This is a genomic window from Rhodococcus sp. NFXS4 (genome assembly GCF_058139645.1).
The window spans coordinates 1,506,289-1,532,271 of the sequence record NZ_CP192221.1; the positions used below are offsets into that span (position 1 = coordinate 1,506,289).

The window sequence follows — 25,983 nt, forward strand, 5'->3', positions numbered from 1 at the left end:
GGGGACGGGCGTGCCCGGCCCGGCGCCGCGCCGGGCCGGATAGGTTGGGGGAGTGACAGACGACGAGCTCATCGGCTTCCACTGCCCCGTCGAGGTGCGCTGGTCGGACATGGACGTGTACCAGCACATCAACCACGCACGCATGGTGACGCTGCTGGAGGAGGCCCGCATCCCGTGGCTCATGGCCGACGGTGTCCCCACCGCGACCCTGCGGAACAGTGCGGTGATCGCCGACCTGCACGTGCGCTACCGCGGCCAGTTGCGCCACGAGGACACGCCTCTCGACGTGTTCATGTGGGTGGAGCAGTTGCGGGCCGTCGACTTCACGGCGGGATACGAGGTGCGCCCGCACGGCGCACCGATGAGTACTCCGCCGGCCATCGTGGCGTCCACGCAGATCGCAGCCTTCGACATCGACACCCAGCGCCTGCGCCGGCTGTCCGGCGACGAGCGTGAGTACCTGCAGCGCTGGCAGCGGCCGTGACGGGTGCGCTGGCCGAGCGGTCGGTGACCGTCCCGGACTCGCGGGACCGGGACGATCTGTCGACCTTCCTGACCCACGCCGCGCGGCTCGACCCGGGCGCGGTGGTGCGCCTCCGGCGCCGCGGTGACAGTCACGTGGTCGCGTGGATCGAGACCGGATTCGACGTCCTCGCCGCCCGCGTGATCCGCGCCCGGGTGCTGCCGTCGGACGTCACCGTGGCCGCGGACGGGCTCCTCTCGGCGATGCGATCCGCCGGACCTGCACCGTTCGATCCCGGCTTCGGCATGGACTCCGCCTGGCGCGGTCCGGTGCCGCCGGACGCCGGGTGGACCCATGTGGACGACGTCCCCGGTCCGGTGTTCGTGGAGCTGGCCGAGCGTGGTGTCGCCCTGGCCCGCGAACACGGAACCGATCACGGCCCGCCCGTGTCGCTGCTCGATCAGGACGTGGTGACCGTCGAGGCCGACGGCGAGGCGGTGCCCGTGTCGATGCGCATGATCTTCGCGCTCAACGCCATGAAGTTCGTGCCCACGGTGTCCGACTCGTCGCGGAGTGCGGACGACGCGCGCGTCCGGGTGCGAATCGCTCGGTCCTGGATCCGGCTCGACGCCCGCTACGGATCGGTGTTCCGCAGCCGGGGCGCCACGATCCCGCTCATGGTGTCCTGACCGACCCGCACCGCGACTCGCTCAGACGAGCCAGGCCGCCGCGTCGGCCGGAAGCAGCCCGTCCTGCAGCGGTGCGCTGGCGAGCAGCAGCGCTCCCGGCGGCAGGGTAATGGGCTCAGACGTGGTGTTCAGAGCGCAGATGACGCCGCCGCGGCGCCGGAACGCCAGACACCCGGGAGGGCTCCCGTACCACTCGACTCCGGGCTCGCTGAACTCCGGCCGCGCGGCCCGCAGGCTCAACGCCGTCCGATAGAGGCTCAGCATGGAGTCCACGTCCTCGAGTTGGCTCTCCACGGTCAGCGGGGCCCACTCGGCGGGAATCGGCAACCAGGTCTCCCGCGCCGTCGAGAATCCGAACGGCGGCTCGGTGCCCTCCCACGGCAGCGGGACGCGGCACGCGTCTCGTCCGCGTTCTTGGCCGCCGGATCGGAACCAGGCGGGATCCTGCAGAGCGGAGTCGGGGAGGTCCGCGTTGGGCAGCCCGAGCTCGGAGCCGTTGTAGACGAACACGACACCGGGGAGCGCCAGCAGGACCAGGGCCATCGCGCGTGCTCGCTGCAGACCCTGCTCACCTCCGCCGTACCGGGTGACCTCGCGGTCGACGTCGTGGTTGGACAGGGTCCACGTCGGCGTGCCGCCGACACGGTCGACCGCGTCGAGCGAGTTGTCGACGGCATCCCTGATGGCCGAGGCGTCGAACGCGGACTCGGCCAGCCGGAAGTTGAAGCCCAGGGTGAGCTCGTCGGGACGGATGTAGCGACTGAAGCGTTCGTTGTCCTGGACCCACACCTCGCCGACCGTCATCGCGCCGTCGTACTCGTCCACGACCCGGCGGATGGCGCGGTGGATCTCGTGCACCCCGTCGTCGTCGAAACGGGGGTCCCCGTCCTCGTTGCGCATCAGCTCGTTCACGGACAGATCCATGTCCGGGAGATCCGCCGGCTTGGCCATGCCGTGGGCCACGTCGATGCGGAACCCGTCGACACCGCGGTCGAGCCAGAACCGGATCGTCGCCTCCAGGTCGGCGAGCACCTCGGGTTCGGTCCAGTTCAGATCCGGCTGCTCGGGCGCGAAGATGTGGAGGTACCACTGACCGGGCGTGCCGTCCGCCTCGGTGACGCGGTGCCACGCGGGACCGCCGAAGATGCTGGGCCAGTTGTTCGGCGGCTCGGAGCCGTCGCCCTTGCCGTCCCGGAACACGTAGCGGGCCCGCTCCGGGCTCCCGGGCGCCGCGGCCAGAGCGGCCTGGAACCATTCGTGCTGATCGCTCGTGTGGTTCGGCACCAGGTCCATCGTGACCTTCATGCCCCGCGCGTGCGCCTCCGTCACCACGGCGTCCATCGTCTCGAGAGATCCGAACAGCGGATCGATGTCGCGTGGATCGGACACGTCGTATCCGTGGTCGACCATCGGCGACCGCATCACCGGGCTGAGCCAGAGTGCATCGACGCCGAGCAGTTCCAGGTATCCGAGCTTGTCCCGGATGCCACCCAGATCACCGATCCCGTCGCCGTCGGAGTCCGCGAACGAGCGGGGGTAGATCTGGTAGAAGACGGCGTCGGACCACCAGGGGGCCGGGGCGGACGGGCCGTCGGCGGGGGACGGGCCGGCAGACGCGTCGATCGGAGTGCTCACAGGCGCAATAGTGCCAAAGGCCGAGCCGCGAGGGGCGGTGCGCCCGTCACCACGACCCCTCCGGCCTGCCCGGCCTGTCCCGACGACCGGCCTCCGGCCTCCCCGGCTCCCACGAGAATCACCACGCGTCCGCTGTTCATGCCATGGGAAGGTCAAGAAAATCGGGACGATCGGCGTGAAAACTACCCAAAGTTTGTTTGGTGGGGTATTTTCAGGCGGAACTTCAAGCGACGGTAAAGGAACCTCCATGACGACTCCTGTTTTCGAAGCCGTGAGTCTCGACTCCGTCGAGCTCCTGCCGGCTCCGATCGATCCTTCGTGGATCCTCGAGGGTGCTCCCGTCGCGCGCAGCGGTCAGTGGTCCTGCAGCCCGGACACCACCACGTCGTCGTGGGTCTGGGACTGCACCGCCGGCACCTTCAACTGGTACTTCGAGCAGGACGAGACCATCCACGTGATCGAGGGCGAGGTCGTCGTCCAGTCCGCGGGCAACGAGCCCCGCGTGCTCCGCGCCGGGGATGCCGCTCTGTTCTACGCCGGCACCTGGGCCGAGTGGCACGTGCCGCACTACGTGCGCAAGCACGCCATCCTGCGCCCCCACATCCCGCGTCCCCTGTGGTTCGCGATGCGTGTCGCCCGCAAGCTGCGGGGCAAGAGCCGCTCCGGCGCCCTCGGCTGAGCGCGCAGCACTACAACGGCGAGTTCACCATCGAGTTCGCCGCCATCTCGATGTAGTCGACGAACTGCTGTCGATGCACATCGTCCATCGTGTCCGAGTCGATCGACGCCAGGGCCGTGTGCATCGCGCGCAGCCAGGCGTCGCGCTCGAACGGCCCGATGACGAACGGCGAGTGCCGCATCCGCAGACGCGGGTGGCCGCGCTCGTCCGAGTAGGTACGCGGACCACCCCAGTACTGCTCGAGGAACATGCGCATCCGGCGCTCCGCCGGGCCCAGGTCCTCCTCCGGGTACAGCCGCCGCAGAATCTCGTCCCGCTCGACCTCGGCGTAGAAGCGCGCGGTCAGGGTGCGAAACGTCTCCGCACCGCCGACCGCGTCGTAGAAGGTCTGTGCCGGCTCGGTCATGGCTCCATTGTTCTCCACGATCACGTGCTCATACTCGGGGCGGGTCCGAAGGGCCGCCCGTTGGGGTAGGGCGCCGCGATGCCGGACTCGTCGAAGGCGTCGAGGATCTGACGATGCAACTGGCGCTGCACGGCCCACTGCCGGCCGGGTCGGACCTTGATGGTCAGGCGCAGCGTCACCGTGTCCGACGTGACGGCGTCGACGCCGAGCATCTGCGGGGCCTCGAGAATGTCCTCCTGGAACTCGCCACGCTCGATGGACTCGCGCGCCGTGCGCTCGGCCACCTCGCACGCGACGTCGATGTCGGCGGAATGACTGACGGGGAGGTCCAACACCGCGACGGCGTGACCCTGGCTCATGTTGCCGACACGCAGCACCTCGCCGTTGCGGACGTACCAGAGCGTCCCGGAGATGTCGCGGACCGTGGTGACCCGCAGGCCCACGGTCTCGACCGTGCCCGATGCCTCGCCGAGATCGACGATGTCGCCGACTCCGTACTGGTCCTCGAGCAGCATGAAGATGCCGGAGAGGAAGTCGCGGACGAGGTTCTGCGCGCCGAAACCGAGCGCGACACCCACGATGCCTGCGGACGCGATGAAGGGGGCGACGTTCACACCGACGATGGAGAGCGCGGAGAGCACGAACCAGACCAGGATGCCGACGGAGACCGCCGACTTGAGCACCGAACCGATGGTGCGGGCGCGCTGGTTGCGGCGCTCGTTCAGGATGGTGGTGGTGACGCCGGCGGGGGCACGTTCGCGCAGCGGCCTCAGCAGGGGCGGTTTACCCGCAGCGCTGCGACCCGCGCCGGGTGAGCGGCTGGTGAACCGGTCGATCATGCGGTGCAGGACGTAACGCAGAACCACGGCGAGCAGGGCGTACCCCAGAACCTGGAGCGGGCGTTGGATCAGCCAGTCGCGACCGGTGTCGGAGAGCGAGAGGGCGAGGACGTCGTTCGGGTCGAAGGAATACACCCGAAAAGTCTACGGATCTCCTCGGCGCACGCCACCTGTCACCACCCGTCTCGGCACCCACCCCGCCACCCGTGCGGGGGGACACCCGGAGTTCACCGCGTGGCCGTCGGCCGGACCTCGAATGAGCGTGCGAACGGCACCGATTCGTGATGCACTGTGGTTGGTCTTCACGTGCGGGCGGTGGCTGTCGCAAACCAGTGGTAGTCGCGCCGCGCGCAGTGGTCACTGGAGGTGGCATGAAGAAGAGCGGGACTGTCGCGAAGGTTCGGGCCGGGCATCGACAACTGTCGCCCACCGACGCCGTGCAGGGCGGCGCGTCGGGGGCGCGACCCCAGTCCGAACACCCTGTCGTCTTCGGCGGCGCGTCGTTGCACGCCGTCACCGATCACTCCGATCCGGCCGACGTCGACGGGCACCTCGATCACGAGGACGCCGTCCCCGCCTGGGTGAAGCGGCGCGTACTCCTCCTGAACGCCACGTTCGAACCACTCACCGCGCTGCCCATGCGGCGTGCCGTCGTCCTGCTGGTCTGCGAGAAGGCCGTCGTGGTGCACGACGACGACGACGGTCCCGTCGTCCACTCGGCGGACATCGCTCTGCAGGTGCCGTCGGTCATCCGCCTCCGCTCGTACGTGCGGGTGCCCTACCGGGCGCGCATCCCGATGACGCGGGCGGCTCTGATGCATCGGGACCGTTTCCGGTGCGCGTACTGCGGTTCCAAGGCCGAGACCATCGACCACGTGGTGCCGCGCAGTCGCGGCGGCGGTCACTCCTGGGAGAACTGCGTCGCGTGCTGCGCTTCCTGCAATCACCGCAAGGCGGACAAGATGCTCAGCGAGCTGGGGTGGACCCTGCGCGCCGCGCTGGTCCCGCCGAAGGGTCCGCACTGGCGACTGCTCGCGAGCATCAAGGAACTCGATCCGACCTGGCTGCCGTACCTGGGTGAGGGCGCGGCCTGACACCGTCCACTAAGGTGATGGGCGTGAGCATCCTCGAAACCGCGCTGATCTTCGGACTGATTCCGTTGGCACTGTTCCTCGCGCTCTTCGTGTTCGCGAAGATCACGTCGACCGATCCCGCGCCGCGTCCCGCCCCCTACCGACTCGGGCAGCAGTGGGACCACGCCCCGGTGCTGTGGTCGGCCACGGACGAGGTGACGCCGTACTCGCAGCACGCTGCGCATTCGACACACGCCGAACTCACCGCGGGTTCGGCTTCGCTGGTAGGAGGCCGGGCAAGTGGCAAGTGGTGAACTCTCGACCCGTCGGATCGACGAGGAGAACCTTCCCGTCGGCCATGTGGTGACCGCGAGCGGTCGAGTCTCCGGTGTGCACCAGGTGGGCACCGTCAACCCCGACCTGTCCCCGTTCGCGACCGACGAGCTGATCCAGCTCGACGAGTCGCTCATCGAGGCCACCCGCCGTACGGGCATCCGCTTCAACGTGCTGGTCGGTGACCTCGGCCCCGACACCGCCGCGGGTGCGGACGCCGCTCTCGCGGGAACGCCCGAGGCCGAGTACTCGGTGCTCATCGCGGTCTCACCGAACCAGCACGCCATCGAGGTTCGTTCCGGTCGAGGCGTCGCCCATCTCGTCGACGACCGCATCGCCCAGCTCGGTATCACCGCGGCCACGGGATCCTTCCGTGACGGCGACCTGATCGACGGCCTCGTCGCCGCCGTGCGCGTCATGAGCGCGGCGATCACCGGCCCGTCCGCCTGACACGGCGCCACCCCGGCACAGAGACAAGGGCCCATCATCCGCGAGGATGATGGGCCCTTGTCCGTGCGCGAGTCAGGTGCGGTCAGGCACCGTCCGCCGCTCGAGCGGCGAGCGACCGCACCACGGACGCGCGACCCTCGACGACGAGGCGCGCGAGGGCCGGCGGGTGGTCGCCCGCGAGGAACTCGTCCGCCGCCGCCACCGACTGCTCACTGATGGACCAGGTCGGGTACAGACCGACGACGACGGTCTGCGCGACCTCGCTGGAACGACGTGCCCACACATCGGAGATGGCGTCGAAGTAGCGGGAGACGAACGGCTCCAACAACTCTCCCTGGCCCGCACCGGGGAACGCGCCGATGATGGCACGTGCGGTGATGTTGGGTAGGGAGTCGTTGTCGATGACCGTGGTCCACGCCTCCTCCTTGACCGAGGCCTGCGGGCGGGCAGCTCGCGCCGCCGCCGCGTTGCGGGCACCGGCCGCGGTGTTGTCCTTCTCGGCCTCGGCGTCGATCACGGGTGTGTCGGACCCCGTGTCGATCGCGCCGCTGCGAGCCAGAGCGGTGACGAACCGCCAGCGCAGATCGGTGTCGACGGTGAGGCCGCCCAGATCCTGGCCGTCCACGTCTCCGTCGAGCAGCGCCTGCAGCACTGTCGTGTGGCGCTCGGCCAGCACGGACGAGGCCAGCGCGTTGACGTAGGCCAGCTGATGATCCGACCCACCGTCGGCCGCGCGCGCCAGCTCGAGGAGGCGGTCGGCGAACTCGGGCCATCCCGTGGACTGCGCCCACCCCGGCTCGGCATAGCTGCCGAGCGCGGTCTGCGCCTGCAGCAGGAGCCGCTGCACGACTCCGACCTCGGTCTCGGAGGTGATGCCGCGCTGCACCAGTGCGACGAAGTCGCGTGCCTTCAGATCGGCCTGCCGGGTCATCTCCCACGCCGCCGACCACGCCAGGGTGCGAGGAAGCGACTCGGTGATGTCGCCGATGCGCGCGATGAGCGTCTCGAGCGAGGTCGGATCCAGCTGCAGCGAGCAGTACGTCAGGTCGTCGTCGTTGACGAGCACCAACCGACCGGCGGGCGTGCCCACCAGCGCGGGAACCTCGGTGCGCTCCTGCGGCTCGACGTCGAGCTCGACCCGCTGGGTGCGAGTGAGCGCGCCGGAGTCGTCACCGTCGTAGATGCCGACGGCGATGCGGTGCACGCGGCGCTCACCCTTGCCGGGTGCCGCGGCCCCCTGCACGACGGAGAAGGACGAGTAGTTGCCGTCGTCGTCGATCTCGAATTCCGGTGTCAGTGTGTTCAGGCCGGTGGTGCGCAGCCACTGATCACCCCAGTCCGACAGGTCGCGACCGGACGAGGCCTCGAGAGCCGACAGCAGATCCGAGAAGGTCGCGTTGCCGAAGGCGTGGTCGCGGAAGTAGCTGCGCAGGCCCGCGAGGAAGTCCTCGAGCCCGACGTAGGCGACGAGCTGCTTGAGGACGCTGGCGCCCTTGGCATAGGTGATGCCGTCGAAGTTGACCTCGACTGCGGCGAGATCGGGAATGTCCGCGGCGATGGGGTGCGTCGACGGCAACTGGTCCTGGCGGTAGGCCCAGCTCTTCTCGACGTTCGCGAACGTGGTCCACGCGCTGGTGTACTCGGTGGCCTCCGACTGGCAGAGCACCGACGCGAACGTGGCGAAGGACTCGTTGAGCCACAGGTCGTCCCACCACCGCATGGTCACGAGATCGCCGAACCACATGTGGGCCATCTCGTGCAGCACGGTCTCGGCGCGGCGCTCGTAGGAGTAGCGCGTCACCTTGGACCGGAAGACGTAGTCCTCCAGGAAGGTCACCGCGCCGGCGTTCTCCATGGCGCCCGCGTTGAACTCGGGCACGAACAGCTGGTCGTACTTGCCGAAGGCGTACGGGACACCGAAGTTACGGTGGTAGAACTCGAAGCCCTGCTTGGTCTCGGTGAAGAGGCGATCGGCGTCCATGTACTCCGACAGCGATGCGCGGCAGTAGATTCCGAGCGGAATGGTGCCGTGGTCGTCCGAGTAGGAATCGGTCCACTGCGCGTACGGGCCGGCGATGAGCGCGACGAGGTAGGTGCTCATCACGGGAGTCGTCTCGAACACGTGCGTCGTGGCACCGGACGCCTCGGAGGTCTCCGCGGCAGCCGCGTTGGAGATGACGGCCCAGTCCTTCGGTGCCGTCACCGTCACGTCGAAGGTCGCTTTGAGATCCGGCTGATCGAAACACGCGAACATGCGCTTGGCGTCCGCGGTCTCGAACTGGCTGTACAGGTAGACGGAGCCGTCCGACGGATCGACGAAGCGGTGCAGGCCCTCACCGGTATGGGAGTAGACGCACTCCGCGACCACGGCGAGCTCGTTGTGCTCCGCGAGGTCGGTGAGCGCGATGCCCGTCGACTCGTCGTAGGAGGAGACGTCGACGTCGGTTCCGTTGAGCGTCGCGGAGCTCACCGAGGCGGCGACGATGTCGACGACACTGGAGGCTCCGGCGGTCGCGTCGAAGGTGACGGTGGTGGTCGAGGAGAAGGTCTTCTCGCCCGGGCCACCGGCTCCGTCCGTCAGGTCGAGAGTGATGGAGTAGTGCGTGACCGTGAGCAGCGAGGACCGTTCCTCTGCCTGGTCCCTGGTCAAATTGGGGGCAACCACGTGCACCCTTTCTGTCGATTTCTTCTGCCACCGCCGAACTGCGGTCGCGGCTGTCTCCATCCCATCATGACGCCGGTCGCCGCGGGCGGGTAGAACAGGTGTGCAGAGTTCGTGTCACCGGCCCACTGTGCGGGACGCTCCGCAGACCAGCCGAACACCGAGCACTACCCGACGACGAAAGGACCGACGTGAGCGATAGCAAGGACGTGGCAGATTTCTGGTTCGACCCGCTCTGCCCGTGGTGCTGGATCACCTCGCGCTGGATTCTCGAGGTGGCGAAGGTTCGCGACATCGAGACGAACTTCCACGTCATGAGCCTGGCGGTCCTCAACGAGGGACGCGATCTTCCCGACGAGTACCAGGACATGATGAAGAAGGCGTGGGGTCCCGTCCGCGTCGCGATCGCGGCCGCGCAGGAGAAGGGCGACGAGATCCTCGCGCCGCTCTACACCGAGATGGGGACGCGAATCCACAACGAGGGCAACAAGGACTTCCCGGACGTGATCCAGAAGTCGCTCGCTGCACTGGACCTCCCGGCCTCGTTGGCCGAGGCGGCCGCGAGCAGTGAGTTCGACGACGCGCTGCGCAAGAGCCACCACGCGGGAATGGACAAGGTGGGCAAGGACGTCGGCACGCCGACCATCCACGTCAACGGTGTCGCCTTCTTCGGTCCCGTGCTGTCGAGGATCCCGCGCGGCGAGGAGGCCGGCAAGCTGTGGGACGCGTCGGTGATCTTCGCGTCGTACCCGCACTTCTTCGAGCTCAAGCGTTCTCGCAACGAGGACCCGCAGTTCGACTGAGTCGACCGCGCACCCCGTCGGTGATGCCGGCGGGGTGCGTCAGACCACGATGAGGTCGGGACGGCCGCGGCGATCGCGAGTGCCGTCCCCGAACTCCAGTGCCTCGCCGCCGAGCCAGCGGCGCGCGGACCAGGCGGCCGCCACCGCGTCGAGCACGTCGTCCATCGCGGGCCCGTCCTCGATCGCACTCGTGGCCTCCAGCAGCGCCGGCACGTCCACCACCACCGAGAGTGCTTGCAGCCGTTGCGCGATGCCGCGGGCTCGTTTCTTCGACGTGAAGCGGGTGGCGGGGGCGAGTGCCCGGAACGACGATTCCGGGTGCACCTCGATCACCCGTGCGCTGTCGGGGTCGGCCGCGTCCCAGGCCCGGATGTGGTCGGTGAGGTACCACGACTGCTTGCTGATGGCCTTGCCCGTGCGCGCGCGGGCGATCACGCAGGCGTCCTCCCAGGAGGCCGCCCACACCGCGTCGCGTACCGGCGTGGGGAAGAGCGACGATCGCGCCGGGCCCAGGAACGTCCGAACCTGGAGTTCGCTCGCTCGCACTCCGGCGTCGGGAACGGTCAGCGGCATGTCGACCCCGACGGCCGCGCAGTCCCGGGTGGTGTCCAGGACGGCCGCGACGGTGTCGACCAGGGTCAACGACACTCGTCCCTCGTGGAGGCGAGCCACCACCCACCGGCCCGCGGCGCCGTCCACCCCGGCGACGGGGCCCCACCCGCACGGTGGCGTCGGGGCGGAGGGGGGCACCTGTCAAACTCTAGCCATGCGCGTATACCTGGGTGCCGATCACGCCGGCTTCGAGTTCAAGAATCAGATCATCGACCACCTGCGGGAATCGGGACACGAGCCGATCGACTGCGGTGCGTTCACGTACGACGCGGTGGACGACTACCCGGCGTTCTGCATCGAGGCGGCTCGCCGCACGGTCGCCGACCCGGAGAGCCTCGGACTGGTGCTCGGTGGCTCCGGCAACGGTGAGCAGATCGCGGCCAACAAGGTCCCCGGCGCGCGGTGTGCTCTCGCCTGGAGCGTCGAGACGGCCCAGCTCGCGCGTCAGCACAACAAGGCGCAGCTGATCGGCATCGGCGGCCGCATGCACACGCTGCCCGAGGCGCTCGCGATCGTGGACGCGTTCCTCGAGACCCCGTGGTCGGGCGAGGAGCGCCACCAGCGCCGCATCGACATCCTGTCCGAGTACGAGCGCACCGGCGACGCGCCGGCCGTTCCCGGTGCACCCTCGGCCGACGGCGGCTCCGAATAAGAGGGTCCGCACCACAGCCCGAGTAGTCAGGTACCACCCATGCCCGAGGGGCACACTCTCCATCGTCTGGCGCGACTGCACCAGAAGCGTTTCGGCGGCCAGGTCATCGAGGTGTCCAGTCCGCAGGGACGTTTCGTCGACGGTGCCGAGTGGGTCTCCGGGCATGTCCTGAAGCGCGCCGACGCCTGGGGCAAGCATCTGCTCCACCGGTACGACAACGGGGCGATCGTCCACGTCCACCTCGGGCTGTACGGAAAGTTCGGCGAGCAGTCCGTTCCCATGAAGGAGCCCGTCGGCCAGGTGCGGATGCGCATGGTGGGGGAGGAGTACGGCACCGATCTGCGCGGCCCCACCCGCTGCGAGATCTTCGACGACACTCAGGTCGACGCGCTGGTGGCGCGCCTGGGTCCCGATCCGCTGCGCAAGGAGTCCGACCCGGAGAAGGCGTTCCACCGGATCCACAAGTCGGCCATGGCGGTCGGCGCGTTGCTGATGGAGCAGGACGTCATCGCCGGCATCGGCAACGTCTACCGGGCCGAGCTGCTGTTCCGGCACCGCGTGAGCCCGTTCCGCACGGGCAAGCACCTCGACCACGAGGAGTGGGACGAGATGTGGACGGATCTCGTCGAGTTGATGAAGGTGGGCGTGCGACGCGGGCGCATCATCACGCTGGACAGGGAACACGACTCGGGCACCGGGTCGCGTGGACCGGGACGCCCGCGTTCCTACGTCTACAAGCGGAACGGCCAGCCGTGCCTGATCTGCGGCACGACGATTCTCACCGCGGACATGAAGGGCCGCAACCTCTTCTGGTGCCCGACGTGTCAGGCGACGTGAGGTCGGTCGAGCACTGATCCGTCCGCACGAGTTCCGGGGGGCGCGCACCCGGTTCCGCTGACTGGACGGGGTGCACGGCACCGGGGGGGTGTGCGGACCGGCGCCCGTGGAGGTCAGAAACCTCCGAAGTCGCCGCCGCCCCCGAAGTCGCCACCACCGCCGAAGTCGCCACCACCGCCGAAATCGCCACCACCGCCGAAGTCGCCCCCGGCATCGCCGCCCATGTCGCCGCCACCGTCACCCGTGTCGCCGCCCATGTCGCTCATGTCGGTCCCGTCGCCCTCACCGCTGGCGAAGTTGTCCGCCCCGTAGCCCACGCCGGCCATCCCGGAGAACATCGCGGAGAACAGGAACATGGATCCCATGCCCCACGCGCCGGCCACGAGGGCGGGCTTCCACCACGGCTCGGAGTACCAGCCCGCGGGGACGGGGCGACCCGCCACGCGTCCGCCGGGGTAGTAGTTCGGCGTCTTCTCGGACGGTCCGGGGCTCGCGGTCACGGCCCGACCCTCGTAGTCGACGGTGCGTTCCTCGGTGACCTCGCCCGCGGACTTCTGTCCGTCGATGGTGGGGACCTCGGGGCCGGGGTCCATGCCCATCGCCAGCCGGGCAGCGCGGATGTAGTAGAGCCCTTCCAGCGCAGTCTGTTTGGCCAGACGCGCCTGGGTGGGGGACTGCGCCTGATCGATCTGTGAGCCCGCGGCCGTGTAGCGCTCGGACGCGTCGGACAGAGCCTGCTTGGAGGCAGTGTCCGAGCCCACCAGGTTGTACACCTGGCCGCCGAGGCGCTCGATGGCCTGACGTGCGTCGGCCTTGGCGTCGTCGAGCGACTCGAGACTCCGTCGGCCGGACCTGCGTTGGGACACGACGACGACGCCGACGACCAGAGCCACGACGACGATGATCAGGAGCAGAGGTTCCATGGTCCCAGTGTACGGAGAGTCCGGTTCCGGTCGCGGATCACGACGCGGGGCGCAGCGACTCTCGACCGTTGCTCCACGCGTCCATGAGATGGTCCGCCAGGACGTTCTCGACGTGGTCGATGGCGCGCATCCCGAAGACGACGTCCGCCTCGAGTTCCGGTTCGCGCGCGATGAGGTCGCCCACCACGTCGTGTCGCATGACCTGCTCGTGCACCGCGTCCGCCTCGACGTGCTCGGCGTAGAACGCGACGCACTCGGCCGGGAACTCCAACCGCTGCAACGCTTTCACCAGCCGCTGCGATCCGGGTGAGGAGGTGATCTCGGTCGCGGCGAGGTGTCCGACGGCGGCACCCCGCAGCGATCGGTGCAGACCGAACATCGACATCAGGTTGACCGGTGCGAGGGTCGGTGCACCCACCCGGTCGAGGTAACCGAGGTAGGTCGCGTCGAGTCCCGCCGCTGCCAGGAGGTCGCGAAAGAGGTTCTGGTGCATCCGGCTTCCGCGCCCGCCGCCGAACTCGTCGAACTCGACGGCGACGTAGGAGGCCTTGGCCTGACCCTGCAGCCGCGGGATCGTCCACGCGTGGGGGTCGGCCTCCTTGAGGTGGTACAGCGACCGGTGCGCGAGGTACTCCCGCATCTGCTCGGCGGTGCCGGTGTCGCGGAGGTGGAAGGACGGGCCGGACCCGTCGACGTGCTCCGTCGACAACAGGTCCATCTCGTCGGCCGCCGAGCCGCCCACCGTCACGTGCGCACGGACGTCGGCGAGGAAGGCGCTCTCCATCTCGGCACGCAGACGCAGGAGGTCGGGATTCCACTCCCAGGCGTCGTCCACACCGGGGAGCCCGCGGTAGTGCAGTTCGTAGCAGAGGTACAACGCGAGATGAAGGTCGTCGCCGTAGGGATCGGCGTCCGTGAGGGGGGCGACGACGCTGCCCGCGTCCGACGGGGACTGCACGAGTGTGGACAGGACGGCGGAGGACAGCGGCCCACGCGCCGTCGGCAGCGCGGCTGCGGTCGGCGGGGTCGAGGTGGTCGGGGTGTCGTTCAGCATCGCGGTCACCTCGTCCGACTACCCGTTTCGACCGTGTCCGAACATGCGCGGCGGTCGCTGGGGTCCGAAGACGGGCAGCGGACCCGATCCGGGTTCGGTCGGTACGGGCGTGGTGCGGCGGAGCAACAGGGTGGCCGCGTCGAGCACCAGTTCGCGGTCGTACGTCAGGCGGTAGTCGAACACCGGGTCCGACTCGGTCGATCCGTCGCCGTCCGTTTCGGCTCCGATGACGGCGGCGGTGAAGTGCGGGCTCACGACGATCACCGACAGTTCCCGCAACAGCGGGTCCGCGGCGGGCAGCCTCATGGTGTGCAGGCCGGGCACCGGCGGTGTGGTCGCGGCGCCGCCTCGTCCGAACAGGGCGACGAGCGTCCCGGACGCGGCGAGGTGCGCGGCCTGATGCATCTGCTCGGCGGACACCTCGAACGAGTGCGGAACCGTGGCCAGCACGATGGTCGACGGTCCGGTGGCCGCCGCGTGGAGCGCGAACTGGTCGATGATCGTGGAGAGCAGGGACAGACGCCCGCGGCGGATGCCACCGGTGGCCGCGGCGAGTGCGAAGGGCGTCGGCGCGGACGGCATGCGGTGGGTGAGCCCGACGGCGAAGGGGGAGTCCGACGGCAGGTCGGCGGCGGTCGGGCCGGCGTGTGGCTCACGGCGCGGCAACGGAGCGGGCGTGCCGAAGAGCCAGCCCTGGCCGAGAGCAGCGCCCATCTCACGCGCGAGATGCAGGTGTTCCTCGGTCTCGATGCCCTCGGCGAGGACCACCGCGCCCGTGCGGTCGGACTCCGCCGAGACCGCCGCGAGCACCCGCGCGGTGTCCGCCGTCGCCCGCTGCTGGGTGAACGTCATGTCCAGCTTGATGATGTCGGGCCGCAGGAACGGCAGCAGGGCCAGGCTCGCCGTCTCGGCTCCCACGTCGTCCACCGCCACGAGCCACCGTCGGTCGCGCACTCGTTCCACTGCCTCGAGCAGCGATGCGGGGTCGGCGAGCAGGTCACGTTCGGTGATCTCCACGACCACCGACAGTCGCGACGCCTCGGCGAGCAGAGCGGCCACCCCCGCGGGAGGCGCGAGGTTCATCGCGCTGGGTTCCATGTTGACGAACAACTGCAACCCGGTCGGCAGATTGGCCTCCAGCGCCCCCCGGAGCGCACTGACGCGGCACATCCAGTCCAGCTGACCGACGGTCCCGTGCGCACGCGCCGACTCGAACAGTGCGGCGGGTGACTCCCAGGGTGTGCCGACGGGGCCGCGGGCGAGGGCCTCGTAGCCGACCAGCGCGCGCGTCGAGAGGTCGACGACGGGTTGGTAGAGGGAGTGGACCGTCAGGCCTGCGGGGATCTCTTCCACGCCCGGTCCTCTCGTCGGCGGACCGAGTCCGCGTGCCTGCAGCATCTGAAACAGTAGGCCGATCACCCCTCGCGAGGGCGAGGACGGATCAGACGGGCGACGGCACGACGGTGACAGGGACGTCCACCGAGTGCATCACGGCTCGGCTGGTCGATCCCAGCAGAAGCGAGGTGAATCCACCCCGCCCGCGGCGACCCACGACGACGAGGTCCGCCTCGGCCGATCTGGCCACGAGTTCCCGCACCGGCCGGTCCTGGACCACCACGCGCTCCACCTCGACGTCGGGGTAGTCCTGCGACCACCCGGCCATCGTCTCCGCGAGGACGGCCTCCTCGTCCTCGGCAGACCGACCGCGGCCGCCGGGAACGTCGATGTCGCTCCACGCGTGCACGGCGATCAGCGATGCCCCACGTGACGAGGCGATCTCGAACGCCCAGCGGACGGCGGGCACGCTGTTGTCCGTGCCGTCGACGCCGACGACGACGGCGTGTCCCGTGCCCTCGTTCGGCGGCGTGTCCAGAGGCACCACGGTGACGGCGCACGAGGCGTGTGTCGCCACCGCCGTGCTCACCGACGCGGAGAGTCCTCCGGTGAACTCGCCGAGCCCCCGCGTCCCCACGACGATCATCGCGGCGTCCGTCGATCGTTCGACCAGTACTCCGGCGGGGGTGCCGTGGTGGGTCTCGGTGGAGACCGACACGTCGGCCGCCACGGCCCGCGCCGCGTCCACTCCGTCGGCGAGAATGCGGTCGAGTGCACTCGCTGCAGTGTCGTCGACGTCCGCGAAGGCCGGCGCGGACACCGCCGTGACCAGCACGAGGGGCAGGTCGCGAGCGGTGCAGAGCCGCGTGGCCCATCGCACGGCCGCGAGCGCTGCGGACGATCCGTCGACTCCGACGACGACGGGGTGGGACACGGGCATGCAGGCCTCCAGCGGTTCGAACGGACGGTGCCGAGATGACCACAGTGTTCCCGACGCGAGGCGATGTCATGCCCGGAACAGGCAGTTGAGTCTGCAACGGTGTTATCTCGATGTGCTGTGAACGTTATCGGATCGTGATGCTCTGCACGCAGCCTCGTCACTCTGGCGGGCGAATCTAAGGCAGACGCCGAGGAACGAGATCGACGCACACGAACCGGGAGACACAGCAATGACCGCACACGGACTCGACACCCACTTCTCTTTCGACGCTGCCGATCTCACCGTCCTCGAATACGAACGCGGCGACGTCGCCGTGGTGTCGGTCGGCGGCGAGATCGACATGAGCACCACGCCCGAACTCCGCGAGGTCCTGGCACGCGTGGCCGCTCGCGGCCACGAGGACGTGGTTCTCGACCTGTCGGACGTCACCTTCCTGGGCAGCGCTGGCGCCGTCCTTCTCCTCGGCGCGGCGTCCTCGCTGTCGGTCCGTCCGATGGTGCTGGTGGCCACCGACCCCGCAGTGCGGCGCCCGCTCGAGCTCCTCGGCGTCTGCTCGCCGATCACCGTGTGCGGAAGCATCTTCGAGGCAGTGTCGCTGGTCACCTCGGCGCGCGACGGCGCCGGAGTCCTGTCCGACGCCGGCTGACCCCCGAACACACGAGAGCCCCCCGATTCGGTGAATCGGGGGGCTCTCGCGTTCGTGGAGCGGGCGACGGGAATCGAACCCGCGTAATCAGTTTGGAAGACTGAGGCTCTACCATTGAGCTACGCCCGCATGCCTGCGGCGGTGCTGGGATCGCCAGCTCCTGCCGCCTGCGTTGAGGAACTGTACCGAACGTCGCGCGCGATCGAGAAATCGGCCCGCCGTCGGCGCCTCCGCGGTACCGCCGTAGGATCGTCGGCGCACGTCGCTGTGGCCTTGCCGGTGCGAATCGCCACGATCGAGGGTGACGGCGTGCACGAGGAACGGGATGTGGCGCAGCTTGGTAGCGCATCCGCTTTGGGAGCGGAGGGTCGCAGGTTCGAATCCTGTCATCCCGACAGACGTCGGTCGCCGCGATCGAATGGTCCAGATCCACCTTCCCACCGGAACCACCCCGCACCACCACAGTCCGACACCGAGTCACTGCAGTCGAGCAGATGAAGGAGCACGTTCGTGAAGAGCACTGTCGAGCAGCTGAGCCCGACGCGAGTCCGTATCAACGTCGAGGTGCCCTTCGAGGAGCTGAAGCCTGATTTCGACCGCGCCTACAAGACGCTCGCTCAGCAGATCCGCCTGCCCGGGTTCCGGCCCGGCAAGGCGCCCGCGAAGCTTCTCGAGGCACGCGTCGGCCGCGCGAACGTCCTGAACCAGGTGGTCAACGACGCGTTGCCCGCCAAGTACAACGATGCGCTCAGCTCGACCGAGCTGAAGCCCCTCGGCCAGCCGGACATCGAGATCACCAAACTCGAGGACGGCGAGGAGATCGTCTTCACCGCCGAGGTCGACGTGCGTCCCGAGATCACGCTGCCCGACTTCTCGAGCGTCACCGTCACCGTCGACCCGGTCGAGATCACCGACGAGGCCGTCGACGAGCAGCTGCTCTCGCTGCGTCAGCGTTTCGGCACCCTCACCGGTGTCGAGCGCGCTGCGCAGACCGGCGACTTCGTCTCCATCGACCTGTCGGCCACGGTCGACGGCGAGGACGTCGCGGAGGCCTCGACCGAGGGCCTGTCCCACGAGGTCGGCTCCGGCCAGCTCATCGAGGGTCTCGACGACGCGATCGTCGGCCTGTCCGTGGGTGACTCCAAGGAGTTCCCGACGACGCTGCTCGCCGGTGAGCACGCCGGCCGGGAAGCGCAGGTCACCGTCACGGTGAAGTCGGTGAAGGAGCGCGAGCTGCCCGAGCCCGACGACGAGTTCGCCCAGCTGGCGAGCCAGTTCGACACGTTCGACGAGCTGATGGCCGATCTGCGCGAGCGCGTGGCCCGCGTCAAGAAGGTCGAGCAGGCCGGACAGATCCGCGACAAGGTGCTCGAGGCTCTGCTCGAGTCCGTCGAGGTCCCGGTTCCCGAGGCCTTCGTCAAGGCCGAGGTCGATTCCGCGCTGCACGACGCGATCCATCCGCTCGACCACGACGAGGACAAGCTCGCGCAGCAGCTCGAGGCCGCAGGCTCCTCGCGCGAGGAGTTCGACACGAACGCGCGTGAGAGTGCCGAGAAGTCCGTGCGCACCCAGCTGTTGCTCGACACCATCGCCGACGCCGAGTCGGTCCAGGTCGGACAGGAAGAGCTGACCCAGAACATCGTCTTCCAGGCACAGCGGTACGGCATCGCACCGGAGGAGTTCATCCAGCAGGTGCAGCAGGCCAACCAGCTGCCCGCACTGTTCGCCGACATCCGACGCAGCAAGGCACTCGCCGCGATCGTCGATCGCGTCTCCGTGACCGACACCGCCGGTGCGAGCGTCGACACCAAGGAGCTCTTCGGAGATCCCGAGGACGAGGCCACCGACGAGACCGAGTCGGCGGAGATCGAGTCGTCCACGGACGAGTCGGCTGCGGACGATTCGTCTGCGGGCGAACAGCAGAAGTAACGCTCACAGCGAACGACGGCGGTTCCGGGACTCCGGGGCCGCCGTCCTTCGTTAGTGTCGGTGACAGAGAACGTGAGCGTTCCGTCCACAGGGAACGTTCGCGCTCACGGCGAGAAACTCGTTCAGGCGAGACCACATCGAGCACGAGAAGGCAGGTACCGTGACCACCACGAACCCGGCGACCAACACCGACCAGGCAGGGCCGTCCCGTCAGGCAGGGTCGATCGTGACCGCTCCGGCCATGACGTCCGCGACCGCCGGACTCAACCTCAGCGACTCCGTCTACGAGCGTCTGCTCCGTGAGCGCATCATCTTCCTCGGCACGCAGGTCGACGACGACATCGCGAACAAGCTGTGCGCCCAGATCCTCCTGCTCTCGGCAGAGGACCCCACTCGCGACATCGCGCTCTACATCAACTCGCCCGGCGGTTCCGTCTCGGCCGGCATGGCGATCTACGACACGATGAACTTCGCCGAGTGCGACGTCGCGACCTACGCGATGGGCCTGGCGGCGTCGATGGGCCAGTTCCTGCTCACCGCCGGGACCAAGGGCAAGCGCTACGCCCTGCCGCACGCCCGCATCATGATGCACCAGCCGTCCGCCGGAATAGGTGGCAGCGCGGCGGACATCGCCATCATGGCCGAGCAGTTCGCCCTCACCAAGCGCGAGATGGCCGAACTGATCGCACAGCACACCGGCCAGTCGTTCGAGCAGGTCACCGAGGACTCCGACCGCGACCGGTGGTTCACGGCGCAGCAGGCCCTCGAGTACGGCATGGTCGATCACGTCATCACACGCGCCGAGCAGGCCGGCGGCACCAGCGGAGCCGACAACTGATCGGACCGGACAGCGCAGCGCGCGACGCGCTCGCTCCTGTCGGTCGTCCGATCTCTTCACCCACACCCTTGGAGTACTGATGTCCCAGCTCTTCGATCCCCGTTCTCTCCCCGGCTCCAGCTCGCCCGCCGGGCCCGATTCCCGCTACATCCTCCCGTCCTTCGTCGAGCACTCCAGCTACGGCGTCAAGGAGTCGAACCCGTACAACAAGCTCTTCGAGGAGCGCATCATCTTCCTCGGCGTGCAGGTCGACGACGCCTCGGCGAACGACATCATGGCGCAGCTGCTCGTGCTCGAGGGTCTCGATCCCGACCGCGACATCACGATGTACATCAACTCGCCCGGTGGCTCGTTCACGTCGCTGATGGCGATCTACGACACGATGCAGTACGTGCGCGCCGATGTCGCGACCGTCTGCCTCGGTCAGGCCGCGTCGGCCGCCGCCGTGCTGCTCGCAGCGGGTGCCCCCGGCAAGCGTGCGGCACTGCCGAACGCTCGCGTCCTCATCCACCAGCCGTCCACCGGCGGTGTGCAGGGCCAGGTGTCGGACCTCGAGATCCAGGCTCGGGAGATCGAGCGCATGCGTCGTCTGATGGAGACCACCCTCGGTCGCCACACCGGCAAGGACGCCGACGTCATCCGCAAGGACACCGATCGCGACAAGATCCTCACGGCCGAGGAGGCCAAGGACTACGGGATCATCGACACCGTCTTCGAGTACCGCAAGCTCTCCGCACGCAAGTGACGCCGGCCGGCCGGAGGCCGCTCCCGACACGCCCGGACGACGGGTCGTGGACGGGTGGCTCCGGCCGGTTCTGAGCCCCCGGACTGCATCGATTCACCCACGTCCGAGGGGGTGCGACGCCGCTCCGACATGCCTGCTCGGGTTGCGTCAGAAGTCGACCTCCGACCGCGAAGGCGGGTACGGTCGCACGCAGAGATTCTCTTTCACTAGTGAGGACTAACGCTCATGGCACGCATCGGTGACGGTGGTGATCTGCTCAAGTGCTCTTTCTGCGGAAAGAGCCAGAAGCAGGTCAAGAAGCTCATTGCCGGACCAGGTGTCTACATCTGTGACGAGTGCATCGATCTGTGCAACGAGATCATCGAGGAAGAACTGGCCGAGTCGAGCGAGGTCAAGCTCGACGAGTTGCCCAAGCCCGCGGAGATCCGCGACTTCCTGGAGAACTACGTCATCGGTCAGGACACGGCGAAGCGTCGTCTCGCCGTTGCGGTCTACAACCACTACAAGCGCATCCAGGCCGGCGACAAGGCCCGTGACGCCCGTGGTGAGACCGTGGAACTGGCCAAGTCCAACATCCTGATGCTCGGCCCCACCGGTTGCGGCAAGACCTACCTCGCGCAGACGCTGGCGAAGATGCTGAACGTCCCGTTCGCCATCGCCGACGCCACCGCGTTGACCGAGGCGGGGTACGTCGGTGAGGACGTCGAGAACATCCTCCTCAAGCTGATCCAGGCCGCGGACTACGACGTCAAGCGTGCCGAGACCGGCATCATCTACATCGACGAGGTCGACAAGATCGCTCGCAAGAGCGAGAACCCGTCGATCACGCGCGACGTCTCCGGCGAGGGTGTGCAGCAGGCCCTGCTCAAGATCCTCGAGGGCACGCAGGCCAGTGTCCCGCCGCAGGGTGGACGCAAGCACCCGCACCAGGAGTTCATCCAGATCGACACGACCAACGTGCTCTTCATCGTCGCCGGTGCGTTCGCCGGGCTCGAGAAGATCGTGTCGGACCGCATCGGCAAGCGCGGCCTCGGCTTCGGCGCCGAGGTCCACTCCAAGGCCGAGATCGACACGCAGGACCACTTCGCCGAGGTCATGCCCGAGGATCTGATCAAGTTCGGTCTGATTCCCGAGTTCATCGGTCGCCTGCCGGTCGTCGCGTCGGTCACGCATCTCGACAAGGAGTCCCTCGTGACCATCCTGTCGGAGCCGAAGAACGCTCTGGTGAAGCAGTACACGCGCCTGTTCGACATGGACGGTGTCGAATTGGAGTTCACCCCGGACGCGCTGGACGCGATGGCCGAGCAGGCCATCCATCGCGGCACGGGCGCTCGTGGACTGCGCGCGATCATGGAGGAAGTGCTCAACCCGGTCATGTTCGACATCCCCAGTCGTGACGACGTGGCGAAGGTGGTCGTGACGGCGGAGACCGTGAACGACAACGTGCTCCCCACCATCGTGCCGCGCAAGCCGGACCGGCCGGAACGGCGCGAGAAGAGCGCCTGACCCCCTCAGCTCGATCGAGAGCCCCGACGACCGATGGTCGCCGGGGCTCTCGTGCGTCGGGGCTCTGGAACGTCGGGGGTAGGGTCGCCGCCATGCGCGTCGCGATCACGTACTGCACCCAGTGTCAGTGGCTCCTGCGAGCCGGATGGATGGCGCAGGAACTGCTGCAGACCTTCGGATCCGACCTCACCGAGGTGGCGCTGATTCCCGGCACCGGCGGAGTCTTCCGCGTCGTGGTGGGGGAGTCCGTGGTGTGGGATCGCAAGGAGCGCGGCGGTTTTCCCGAGATCACCGTCCTGAAGCAACTCGTTCGAGACGAGGTCGACCCGGAGCGCGACCTCGGGCACGCGGACCGTCCCTAGACGCGCTCGAACACCGCCGCGAGTCCCTGGCCGCCGCCGATGCACATCGTCTCGAGGCCGTACCGCACGTCTCGTCGCACCATCTCGTGAGCGAGGGTGGTCAGGATGCGTGCGCCGGTCGCGCCGACCGGGTGGCCGAGGGAGATGCCCGAGCCGTGCGGGTTGAGCCGAGGGTCGGCGGGGTCCATCGACCATTCGGTCAGCACCGACAACACCTGGGCGGCGAACGCCTCGTTCAGTTCGACGACGTCCATGTCGTCGAGGGTGAGGCCGAGCCGGCCGAGAACGGCGGCCGTCGCCGGGACCGGGCCGATGCCCATCGTCGCCGGCGCGACACCGGCCACCGCCCATCCGGCGAGTCGGACCAGGGGTGTCAGCCCCAGCGCTGCGGCCCTGTCCGCCGTGGTGACGAGGCAGAGCGCGGCGCCGTCGTTCTGACCGCTGGCGTTGCCGGCGGTGACTGTCGATTCCGGATCGATCGTCCCGCGGATCGGGCGGAGCCGGGACAGCGACTCGAGGGTGGTGTCGGCTCGTGGGTGCTCGTCGTCGGTGACGACGACGGGATCGCCCCTGCGCCGAGGCACCGTGACGGGCACGATCTCCTCGGCGAAGACGCCGCTCCGTTGCGCCGCGACGGCGCGCTGGTGGGACTGCACCGCGAAGGCGTCCTGGTCGGCGCGGGGCACACCGTACTGCTCGCGGAGGTTCTCGGCCGTCTCGATCATCCCACCGGGCACGGGAAAGTGTGTGCCGCCGGCCGTGATCCGGGCCCGTGCGAGCCTGTCCTGGAGGGGCACGGAGTCGGCGCCGACGCCCCACCGCACACCGTCGGTGTAGAACTCGGTGGAGCTCATCGACTCCACGCCGCCCGCGAGCACGACGTCGCTCACGCCCGTGGAGACCTGCATGCAGGCATCGAGAACGGCCTGCAGCCCGGACCCGCAGCGGCGGTCGACCTGGCGGCCGGGAACGCCGATGCCGAGCCCCGCATCGAGTGCGGCGACGCGTCCGATCGCCGGTGCCTCGCCGTTCGGTGCGCCCTGCCCGAGGATCACGTCGTCGATGTCGGCGCCGGACAGCCCGGTGCGCGAGAGGATCTCGATGATCACGGCAGACGCGAGGTCCGCTGCGGGAACGGTCTTCAGGGCCCCGCCGAAGCGGCCCACGGGGGTGCGCAGCGGAGCGCAGATGACGGCGTCGAGCATGGCGTGGTCTCGTCTCGTGTGTCGGTGTTCGGGTGGGGGGAGAGGTCAGGAGGTGCGGGCTGCGTCCGACCGCGACGCGACGCGGGCGAGATCGGCGTCGATGGCGGCCGCGGTGCTCAGCAGCGCCGGCACGACGGTGGTCCTCAACTCGTCGAGCGAGTAGCGCGCCGCGGGCGTGCTGATGTTGACCGCGGCGGTGACGGCTCCGCCGTGCCCGTGCAGCGGCGCGGCGACCGAGCGGAGTCCGATCTCGAGTTCCTGATCGACGATGCAGAAGCCCTGTGTCCGAACGAGATCGAGTTCGGCGCGCAGGCTCGACTCCGTCGTCACCGTCCGTCCCGTGAGGTCGCGGAGGTCGGTGCGCGCGAGAAGGTTCGCGAGAGCGTTCTCGTCGACACCGGCCCACAGGACTCTGCCCATCGAGGTGGCGTAGGCGGGGAAACGGGTGCCGATGGTGATGGACACGGTCATGATGCGGCTCACCGGGACCCGGGCGACGTAGACGACGTCGAGGTCGTCCAGGACGGACACCGACGAGGACTCGTGCACGCGCGCGGTCAATGCCTCGAGATGCGGTCCGGCGATCTCGGGGAGCGAGAGCGACGAGAGGTACGAGTAGCCGAGATCGAGGACCCTCGGAGTCGGCGCGAAGGTGGTGCCGTCGGTGCGGACGTACCCGAGTTCGACCAGGGTGAGCAGGAAGCGACGGGCCGTGGCGCGGGTGAGATCGGTGGCTCGGGCGACCTCGGACAGCGTGCGACGGGGATGGTCCGCGTCGAAGGCCCGGATCACCGCGAGTCCGCGGGCGAGGGACTGCACGTGATCCGCGGCGGCAGCGCGGGTCTGCGGCGGTGCGGGCTCGATCATGGGGTCCACTCCTCGTCGGCTCGGATGCGCGTGTCTCATTGAAGCACAGTGTTCGCATCGCGGACTTCTGTTCACTTGTCGAACAGTGCGTTAGGGTCACGGTCATGATGAACAAGGTGGTGGCCTCGGCCGCCGAGGCGGTGGCCGACATCCCGAGCGGATCGTCGATCGCGGTGGGCGGATTCGGTCTGGTCGGTGTGCCGGAGCTTTTGATCGCTGCACTGCTCGATCAGGGTGCGACCGATCTCGAGACCATCAGCAACAACTGCGGGACCGACGGCTTCGGGTTGGGAATCCTGTTGGAGCAGGGCCGGATCCGCAGGACCGTCAGCTCGTACGTCGGGTCGAACAAGGAGTTCGCCCGCCAGTACCTCGGCGGTGAGCTCGAAGTGGAGCTGACACCGCAGGGCACGCTCGCCGAGCGGCTGCGAGCGGGCGGCGCCGGAGTCCCGGCCTTCTTCACCCCCGCGGGGGTGGGGACCCAGGTCGCCGAGGGCGGGCTGCCACAGCGGTACGACGGCGCCGGCGGGGTCGCTCTCGCCTCGGCCCCGAAGGAGACGCGCGAGTTCGACGGTGTCACCCATGTCCTCGAGCGCGGGATCGCCGCCGACTTCGCACTGGTGCACGCCTGGAAGGGTGATCGGTACGGCAATCTCGTCTACCGGGCCAGCGCCCGCAACTTCAATCCACCGGCAGCGGAGTCGGGGCGCATCACCATCGCCCAGGTGGAGCATCTGGTCGAGCCGGGGGAGCTGACGCCCGAGGACGTGCACACGCCCGGAATCCACGTTCAGCGCGTCGTCGTCGTCGGGCCCGTGACGGTCGGGATCGAGCGCAGGACGGTGCGGTCATGACCCCGACTCCCCGCACACGGGACGAGATGGCGGCACGGGTGGCCGCCGAACTCGAGGACGGGCAGTACGTGAACCTGGGCATCGGTATGCCCACGTTGATCCCGGCCCACATTCCCCCCGACAGGACCGTGATCCTGCACTCGGAGAACGGAGTTCTGGGCGTGGGCCCGTACCCCACCGAGGACGAACTCGATCCCGAGCTGATCAATGCCGGCAAGGAGACCGTCACCGTGCTCCCGGGGGCCTCGTTCTTCGACTCGGCACAGTCCTTCGGCATGATCCGCGGCGGCGCCGTGGACGTCGCCGTCCTCGGCGCGATGCAGGTGGACAGCCGCGGTGATCTCGCCAACTGGATGATCCCCGGCCACATGGTCAAGGGGATGGGCGGCGCGATGGACCTGGTCCACGGAGCGCGACGCGTCATCGTGATGATGGAACACGTCTCCCGCAGCGGGGAGCCCAAGATCGTCGAGAGGTGCACGCTCCCGCTCACCGGTCGCGGCTGCGTGCACCGCATCATCACCGATCTGGCGGTCATCGACGTCACGGCGGACGGGCTCGAACTGATCGAGACCGCACCCGGCGTGGGGGTCGACGACGTCCTCGCGGCGACGGGCGCCGAGGTCCGCGTCCGGACGTAGCGTTA

29 protein-coding genes and 2 tRNA genes are annotated in these 25,983 nt (G+C 68.8%); 18 read left to right on the forward strand and 13 right to left on the reverse strand.

The features are described 5' to 3' along the window. Positions 1-52 precede the first annotated feature (52 nt). Together J4E04_RS07030 and J4E04_RS07035 are read left to right on the forward strand one after the other, a co-directional pair. Positions 53-484 (forward strand): acyl-CoA thioesterase, encoded by a 432-nt coding sequence (locus J4E04_RS07030; protein WP_027505634.1) that lies wholly within the window; start codon positions 53-55, stop codon positions 482-484. Next, a complete protein-coding gene (locus J4E04_RS07035) occupies positions 481-1,152 on the forward strand; it encodes a DUF8010 domain-containing protein (RefSeq protein ID WP_373425210.1) in 672 nt (223 codons plus the stop codon). Before J4E04_RS07030 ends, J4E04_RS07035 begins: the two co-directional genes overlap by 4 nt. A 21-nt stretch (positions 1,153-1,173) precedes the next feature. Here the strand turns inward: J4E04_RS07035 and J4E04_RS07040 are convergent, their stop codons facing one another. Together J4E04_RS07040 and J4E04_RS07045 are read right to left on the reverse strand one after the other, a co-directional pair. Continuing rightward, on the reverse strand, positions 1,174-2,787 hold the full coding sequence (locus J4E04_RS07040) for a glycoside hydrolase family 13 protein (protein WP_490150254.1): 1,614 nt from the start codon (positions 2,785-2,787) through the stop codon (positions 1,174-1,176). Next, positions 2,784-2,927 carry a hypothetical protein gene (locus J4E04_RS07045; RefSeq protein WP_490150255.1) on the reverse strand — a complete coding sequence of 48 codons (144 nt, stop codon included), beginning with the start codon at positions 2,925-2,927 and terminating at the stop codon, positions 2,784-2,786. Before J4E04_RS07045 ends, J4E04_RS07040 begins: the two co-directional genes overlap by 4 nt. A 107-nt stretch (positions 2,928-3,034) precedes the next feature. Between J4E04_RS07045 and J4E04_RS07050 the strand changes: the two genes are divergently transcribed. Further along, positions 3,035-3,466 carry a cupin domain-containing protein gene (locus tag J4E04_RS07050; protein WP_222649368.1) on the forward strand — a complete coding sequence of 144 codons (432 nt, stop codon included), beginning with the start codon at positions 3,035-3,037 and terminating at the stop codon, positions 3,464-3,466. 10 nt (positions 3,467-3,476) lie between these two features. Here the strand turns inward: J4E04_RS07050 and J4E04_RS07055 are convergent, their stop codons facing one another. Further along, positions 3,477-3,872: a globin gene (locus tag J4E04_RS07055; protein ID WP_222630239.1), complete on the reverse strand. Its 396-nt coding sequence runs from the start codon at positions 3,870-3,872 to the stop codon at positions 3,477-3,479. Between the two features lie 20 nt (positions 3,873-3,892). Further along, positions 3,893-4,846 carry a mechanosensitive ion channel family protein gene (locus J4E04_RS07060; protein ID WP_222630254.1) on the reverse strand — a complete coding sequence of 318 codons (954 nt, stop codon included), beginning with the start codon at positions 4,844-4,846 and terminating at the stop codon, positions 3,893-3,895. Between the two features lie 236 nt (positions 4,847-5,082). Between J4E04_RS07060 and J4E04_RS07065 the strand changes: the two genes are divergently transcribed. The 3 genes from J4E04_RS07065 to J4E04_RS07075 are packed head-to-tail and all read left to right on the forward strand — an operon-like array spanning position 5,083 to position 6,567. Beyond that, positions 5,083-5,805, forward strand: a complete 723-nt coding sequence (locus J4E04_RS07065) for an HNH endonuclease (protein WP_231476311.1) — start codon at positions 5,083-5,085, stop codon at positions 5,803-5,805. Positions 5,806-5,822: 17 nt separating this feature from the next. After that, on the forward strand, positions 5,823-6,098 hold the full coding sequence (gene ctaJ / locus J4E04_RS07070; RefSeq protein ID WP_261769336.1) for an aa3-type cytochrome oxidase subunit CtaJ: 276 nt from the start codon (positions 5,823-5,825) through the stop codon (positions 6,096-6,098). Next, positions 6,085-6,567 carry a DUF5130 family protein gene (locus J4E04_RS07075; RefSeq protein WP_222638460.1) on the forward strand — a complete coding sequence of 161 codons (483 nt, stop codon included), beginning with the start codon at positions 6,085-6,087 and terminating at the stop codon, positions 6,565-6,567. The genes ctaJ and J4E04_RS07075 overlap by 14 nt, the downstream gene beginning before the upstream one ends. A gap of 82 nt (positions 6,568-6,649) precedes the next feature. Here the strand turns inward: J4E04_RS07075 and pepN are convergent, their stop codons facing one another. Continuing rightward, a complete protein-coding gene (gene pepN / locus J4E04_RS07080; RefSeq protein ID WP_490150256.1) occupies positions 6,650-9,232 on the reverse strand; it encodes an aminopeptidase N in 2,583 nt (860 codons plus the stop codon). Between the two features lie 188 nt (positions 9,233-9,420). Here pepN and J4E04_RS07085 point away from each other — a divergent pair, with 188 nt between their 5' ends. Then, positions 9,421-10,032, forward strand: coding sequence for a DsbA family protein (locus J4E04_RS07085; RefSeq protein WP_027505644.1), 612 nt, complete (start codon positions 9,421-9,423; stop codon positions 10,030-10,032). Positions 10,033-10,071: 39 nt separating this feature from the next. Here the strand turns inward: J4E04_RS07085 and J4E04_RS07090 are convergent, their stop codons facing one another. After that, positions 10,072-10,782 (reverse strand): DUF429 domain-containing protein, encoded by a 711-nt coding sequence (locus J4E04_RS07090; RefSeq protein ID WP_490150257.1) that lies wholly within the window; start codon positions 10,780-10,782, stop codon positions 10,072-10,074. Positions 10,783-10,798: 16 nt separating this feature from the next. Between J4E04_RS07090 and J4E04_RS07095 the strand changes: the two genes are divergently transcribed. Together J4E04_RS07095 and J4E04_RS07100 are read left to right on the forward strand one after the other, a co-directional pair. Then, complete coding sequence (locus tag J4E04_RS07095; RefSeq protein WP_027505646.1) at positions 10,799-11,296, forward strand: ribose-5-phosphate isomerase; 498 nt, start codon at positions 10,799-10,801, stop codon at positions 11,294-11,296. Positions 11,297-11,335: 39 nt separating this feature from the next. Further along, positions 11,336-12,133 carry an Fpg/Nei family DNA glycosylase gene (locus tag J4E04_RS07100; protein WP_490150258.1) on the forward strand — a complete coding sequence of 266 codons (798 nt, stop codon included), beginning with the start codon at positions 11,336-11,338 and terminating at the stop codon, positions 12,131-12,133. Positions 12,134-12,246: 113 nt separating this feature from the next. Here J4E04_RS07100 and J4E04_RS07105 read toward each other — a convergent pair whose 3' ends face one another. From J4E04_RS07105 to J4E04_RS07120, 4 genes are all read right to left on the reverse strand, one after another. Continuing rightward, entirely contained in the window at positions 12,247-13,056 is an 810-nt protein-coding gene (locus tag J4E04_RS07105) for a DUF1542 domain-containing protein (RefSeq protein WP_490150259.1), read from the reverse strand. Between the two features lie 37 nt (positions 13,057-13,093). Further along, entirely contained in the window at positions 13,094-14,110 is a 1,017-nt protein-coding gene (locus tag J4E04_RS07110) for an iron-containing redox enzyme family protein (protein ID WP_490150260.1), read from the reverse strand. Between the two features lie 18 nt (positions 14,111-14,128). Next, entirely contained in the window at positions 14,129-15,463 is a 1,335-nt protein-coding gene (locus J4E04_RS07115) for an EAL domain-containing protein (RefSeq protein ID WP_222630268.1), read from the reverse strand. A gap of 88 nt (positions 15,464-15,551) precedes the next feature. Further along, positions 15,552-16,385: a universal stress protein gene (locus J4E04_RS07120; RefSeq protein ID WP_222630270.1), complete on the reverse strand. Its 834-nt coding sequence runs from the start codon at positions 16,383-16,385 to the stop codon at positions 15,552-15,554. Between the two features lie 229 nt (positions 16,386-16,614). Between J4E04_RS07120 and J4E04_RS07125 the strand changes: the two genes are divergently transcribed. After that, the gene (locus J4E04_RS07125; RefSeq protein WP_051613329.1) at positions 16,615-17,031 is read left to right on the forward strand and encodes an STAS domain-containing protein; all 417 of its coding nucleotides are present in this window, start codon (positions 16,615-16,617) and stop codon (positions 17,029-17,031) included. Between the two features lie 55 nt (positions 17,032-17,086). On the opposite strand, the gene J4E04_RS07130 is transcribed toward J4E04_RS07125, so the two are convergent. Then, positions 17,087-17,160 (reverse strand) — tRNA-Gly (locus J4E04_RS07130). A 192-nt stretch (positions 17,161-17,352) separates the two neighbouring features. Here J4E04_RS07130 and J4E04_RS07135 point away from each other — a divergent pair. From J4E04_RS07135 to J4E04_RS07160, 6 genes are all read left to right on the forward strand, one after another. Next, a tRNA-Pro gene (locus tag J4E04_RS07135) sits at positions 17,353-17,426 on the forward strand. A gap of 115 nt (positions 17,427-17,541) precedes the next feature. Continuing rightward, positions 17,542-18,960 (forward strand): trigger factor, encoded by a 1,419-nt coding sequence (gene tig / locus J4E04_RS07140; protein ID WP_056445908.1) that lies wholly within the window; start codon positions 17,542-17,544, stop codon positions 18,958-18,960. A gap of 241 nt (positions 18,961-19,201) precedes the next feature. Further along, positions 19,202-19,798 carry an ATP-dependent Clp protease proteolytic subunit gene (locus J4E04_RS07145; RefSeq protein WP_051613384.1) on the forward strand — a complete coding sequence of 199 codons (597 nt, stop codon included), beginning with the start codon at positions 19,202-19,204 and terminating at the stop codon, positions 19,796-19,798. Positions 19,799-19,877: 79 nt separating this feature from the next. After that, entirely contained in the window at positions 19,878-20,543 is a 666-nt protein-coding gene (locus tag J4E04_RS07150) for an ATP-dependent Clp protease proteolytic subunit (protein ID WP_027505653.1), read from the forward strand. Positions 20,544-20,768: 225 nt separating this feature from the next. Then, complete coding sequence (gene clpX, locus J4E04_RS07155; protein WP_027505654.1) at positions 20,769-22,049, forward strand: ATP-dependent Clp protease ATP-binding subunit ClpX; 1,281 nt, start codon at positions 20,769-20,771, stop codon at positions 22,047-22,049. A gap of 92 nt (positions 22,050-22,141) precedes the next feature. Beyond that, positions 22,142-22,411, forward strand: a complete 270-nt coding sequence (locus J4E04_RS07160) for an Rdx family protein (RefSeq protein ID WP_027505655.1) — start codon at positions 22,142-22,144, stop codon at positions 22,409-22,411. Here the strand turns inward: J4E04_RS07160 and J4E04_RS07165 are convergent. After that, the gene (locus tag J4E04_RS07165) at positions 22,408-23,616 is read right to left on the reverse strand and encodes an acetyl-CoA C-acetyltransferase (RefSeq protein ID WP_056445905.1); all 1,209 of its coding nucleotides are present in this window, start codon (positions 23,614-23,616) and stop codon (positions 22,408-22,410) included. The two genes, J4E04_RS07160 and J4E04_RS07165, sit on opposite strands and share 4 nt — an antisense overlap. A 45-nt stretch (positions 23,617-23,661) precedes the next feature. Continuing rightward, complete coding sequence (locus J4E04_RS07170; RefSeq protein ID WP_490150261.1) at positions 23,662-24,483, reverse strand: IclR family transcriptional regulator domain-containing protein; 822 nt, start codon at positions 24,481-24,483, stop codon at positions 23,662-23,664. A 107-nt stretch (positions 24,484-24,590) separates the two neighbouring features. Here J4E04_RS07170 and J4E04_RS07175 point away from each other — a divergent pair, with 107 nt between their 5' ends. After that, positions 24,591-25,337: a CoA transferase subunit A gene (locus tag J4E04_RS07175; protein ID WP_037185784.1), complete on the forward strand. Its 747-nt coding sequence runs from the start codon at positions 24,591-24,593 to the stop codon at positions 25,335-25,337. Continuing rightward, entirely contained in the window at positions 25,334-25,978 is a 645-nt protein-coding gene (locus J4E04_RS07180; RefSeq protein ID WP_027505659.1) for a CoA transferase subunit B, read from the forward strand. The genes J4E04_RS07175 and J4E04_RS07180 overlap by 4 nt, the downstream gene beginning before the upstream one ends. Positions 25,979-25,983: the final 5 nt, after the last annotated feature.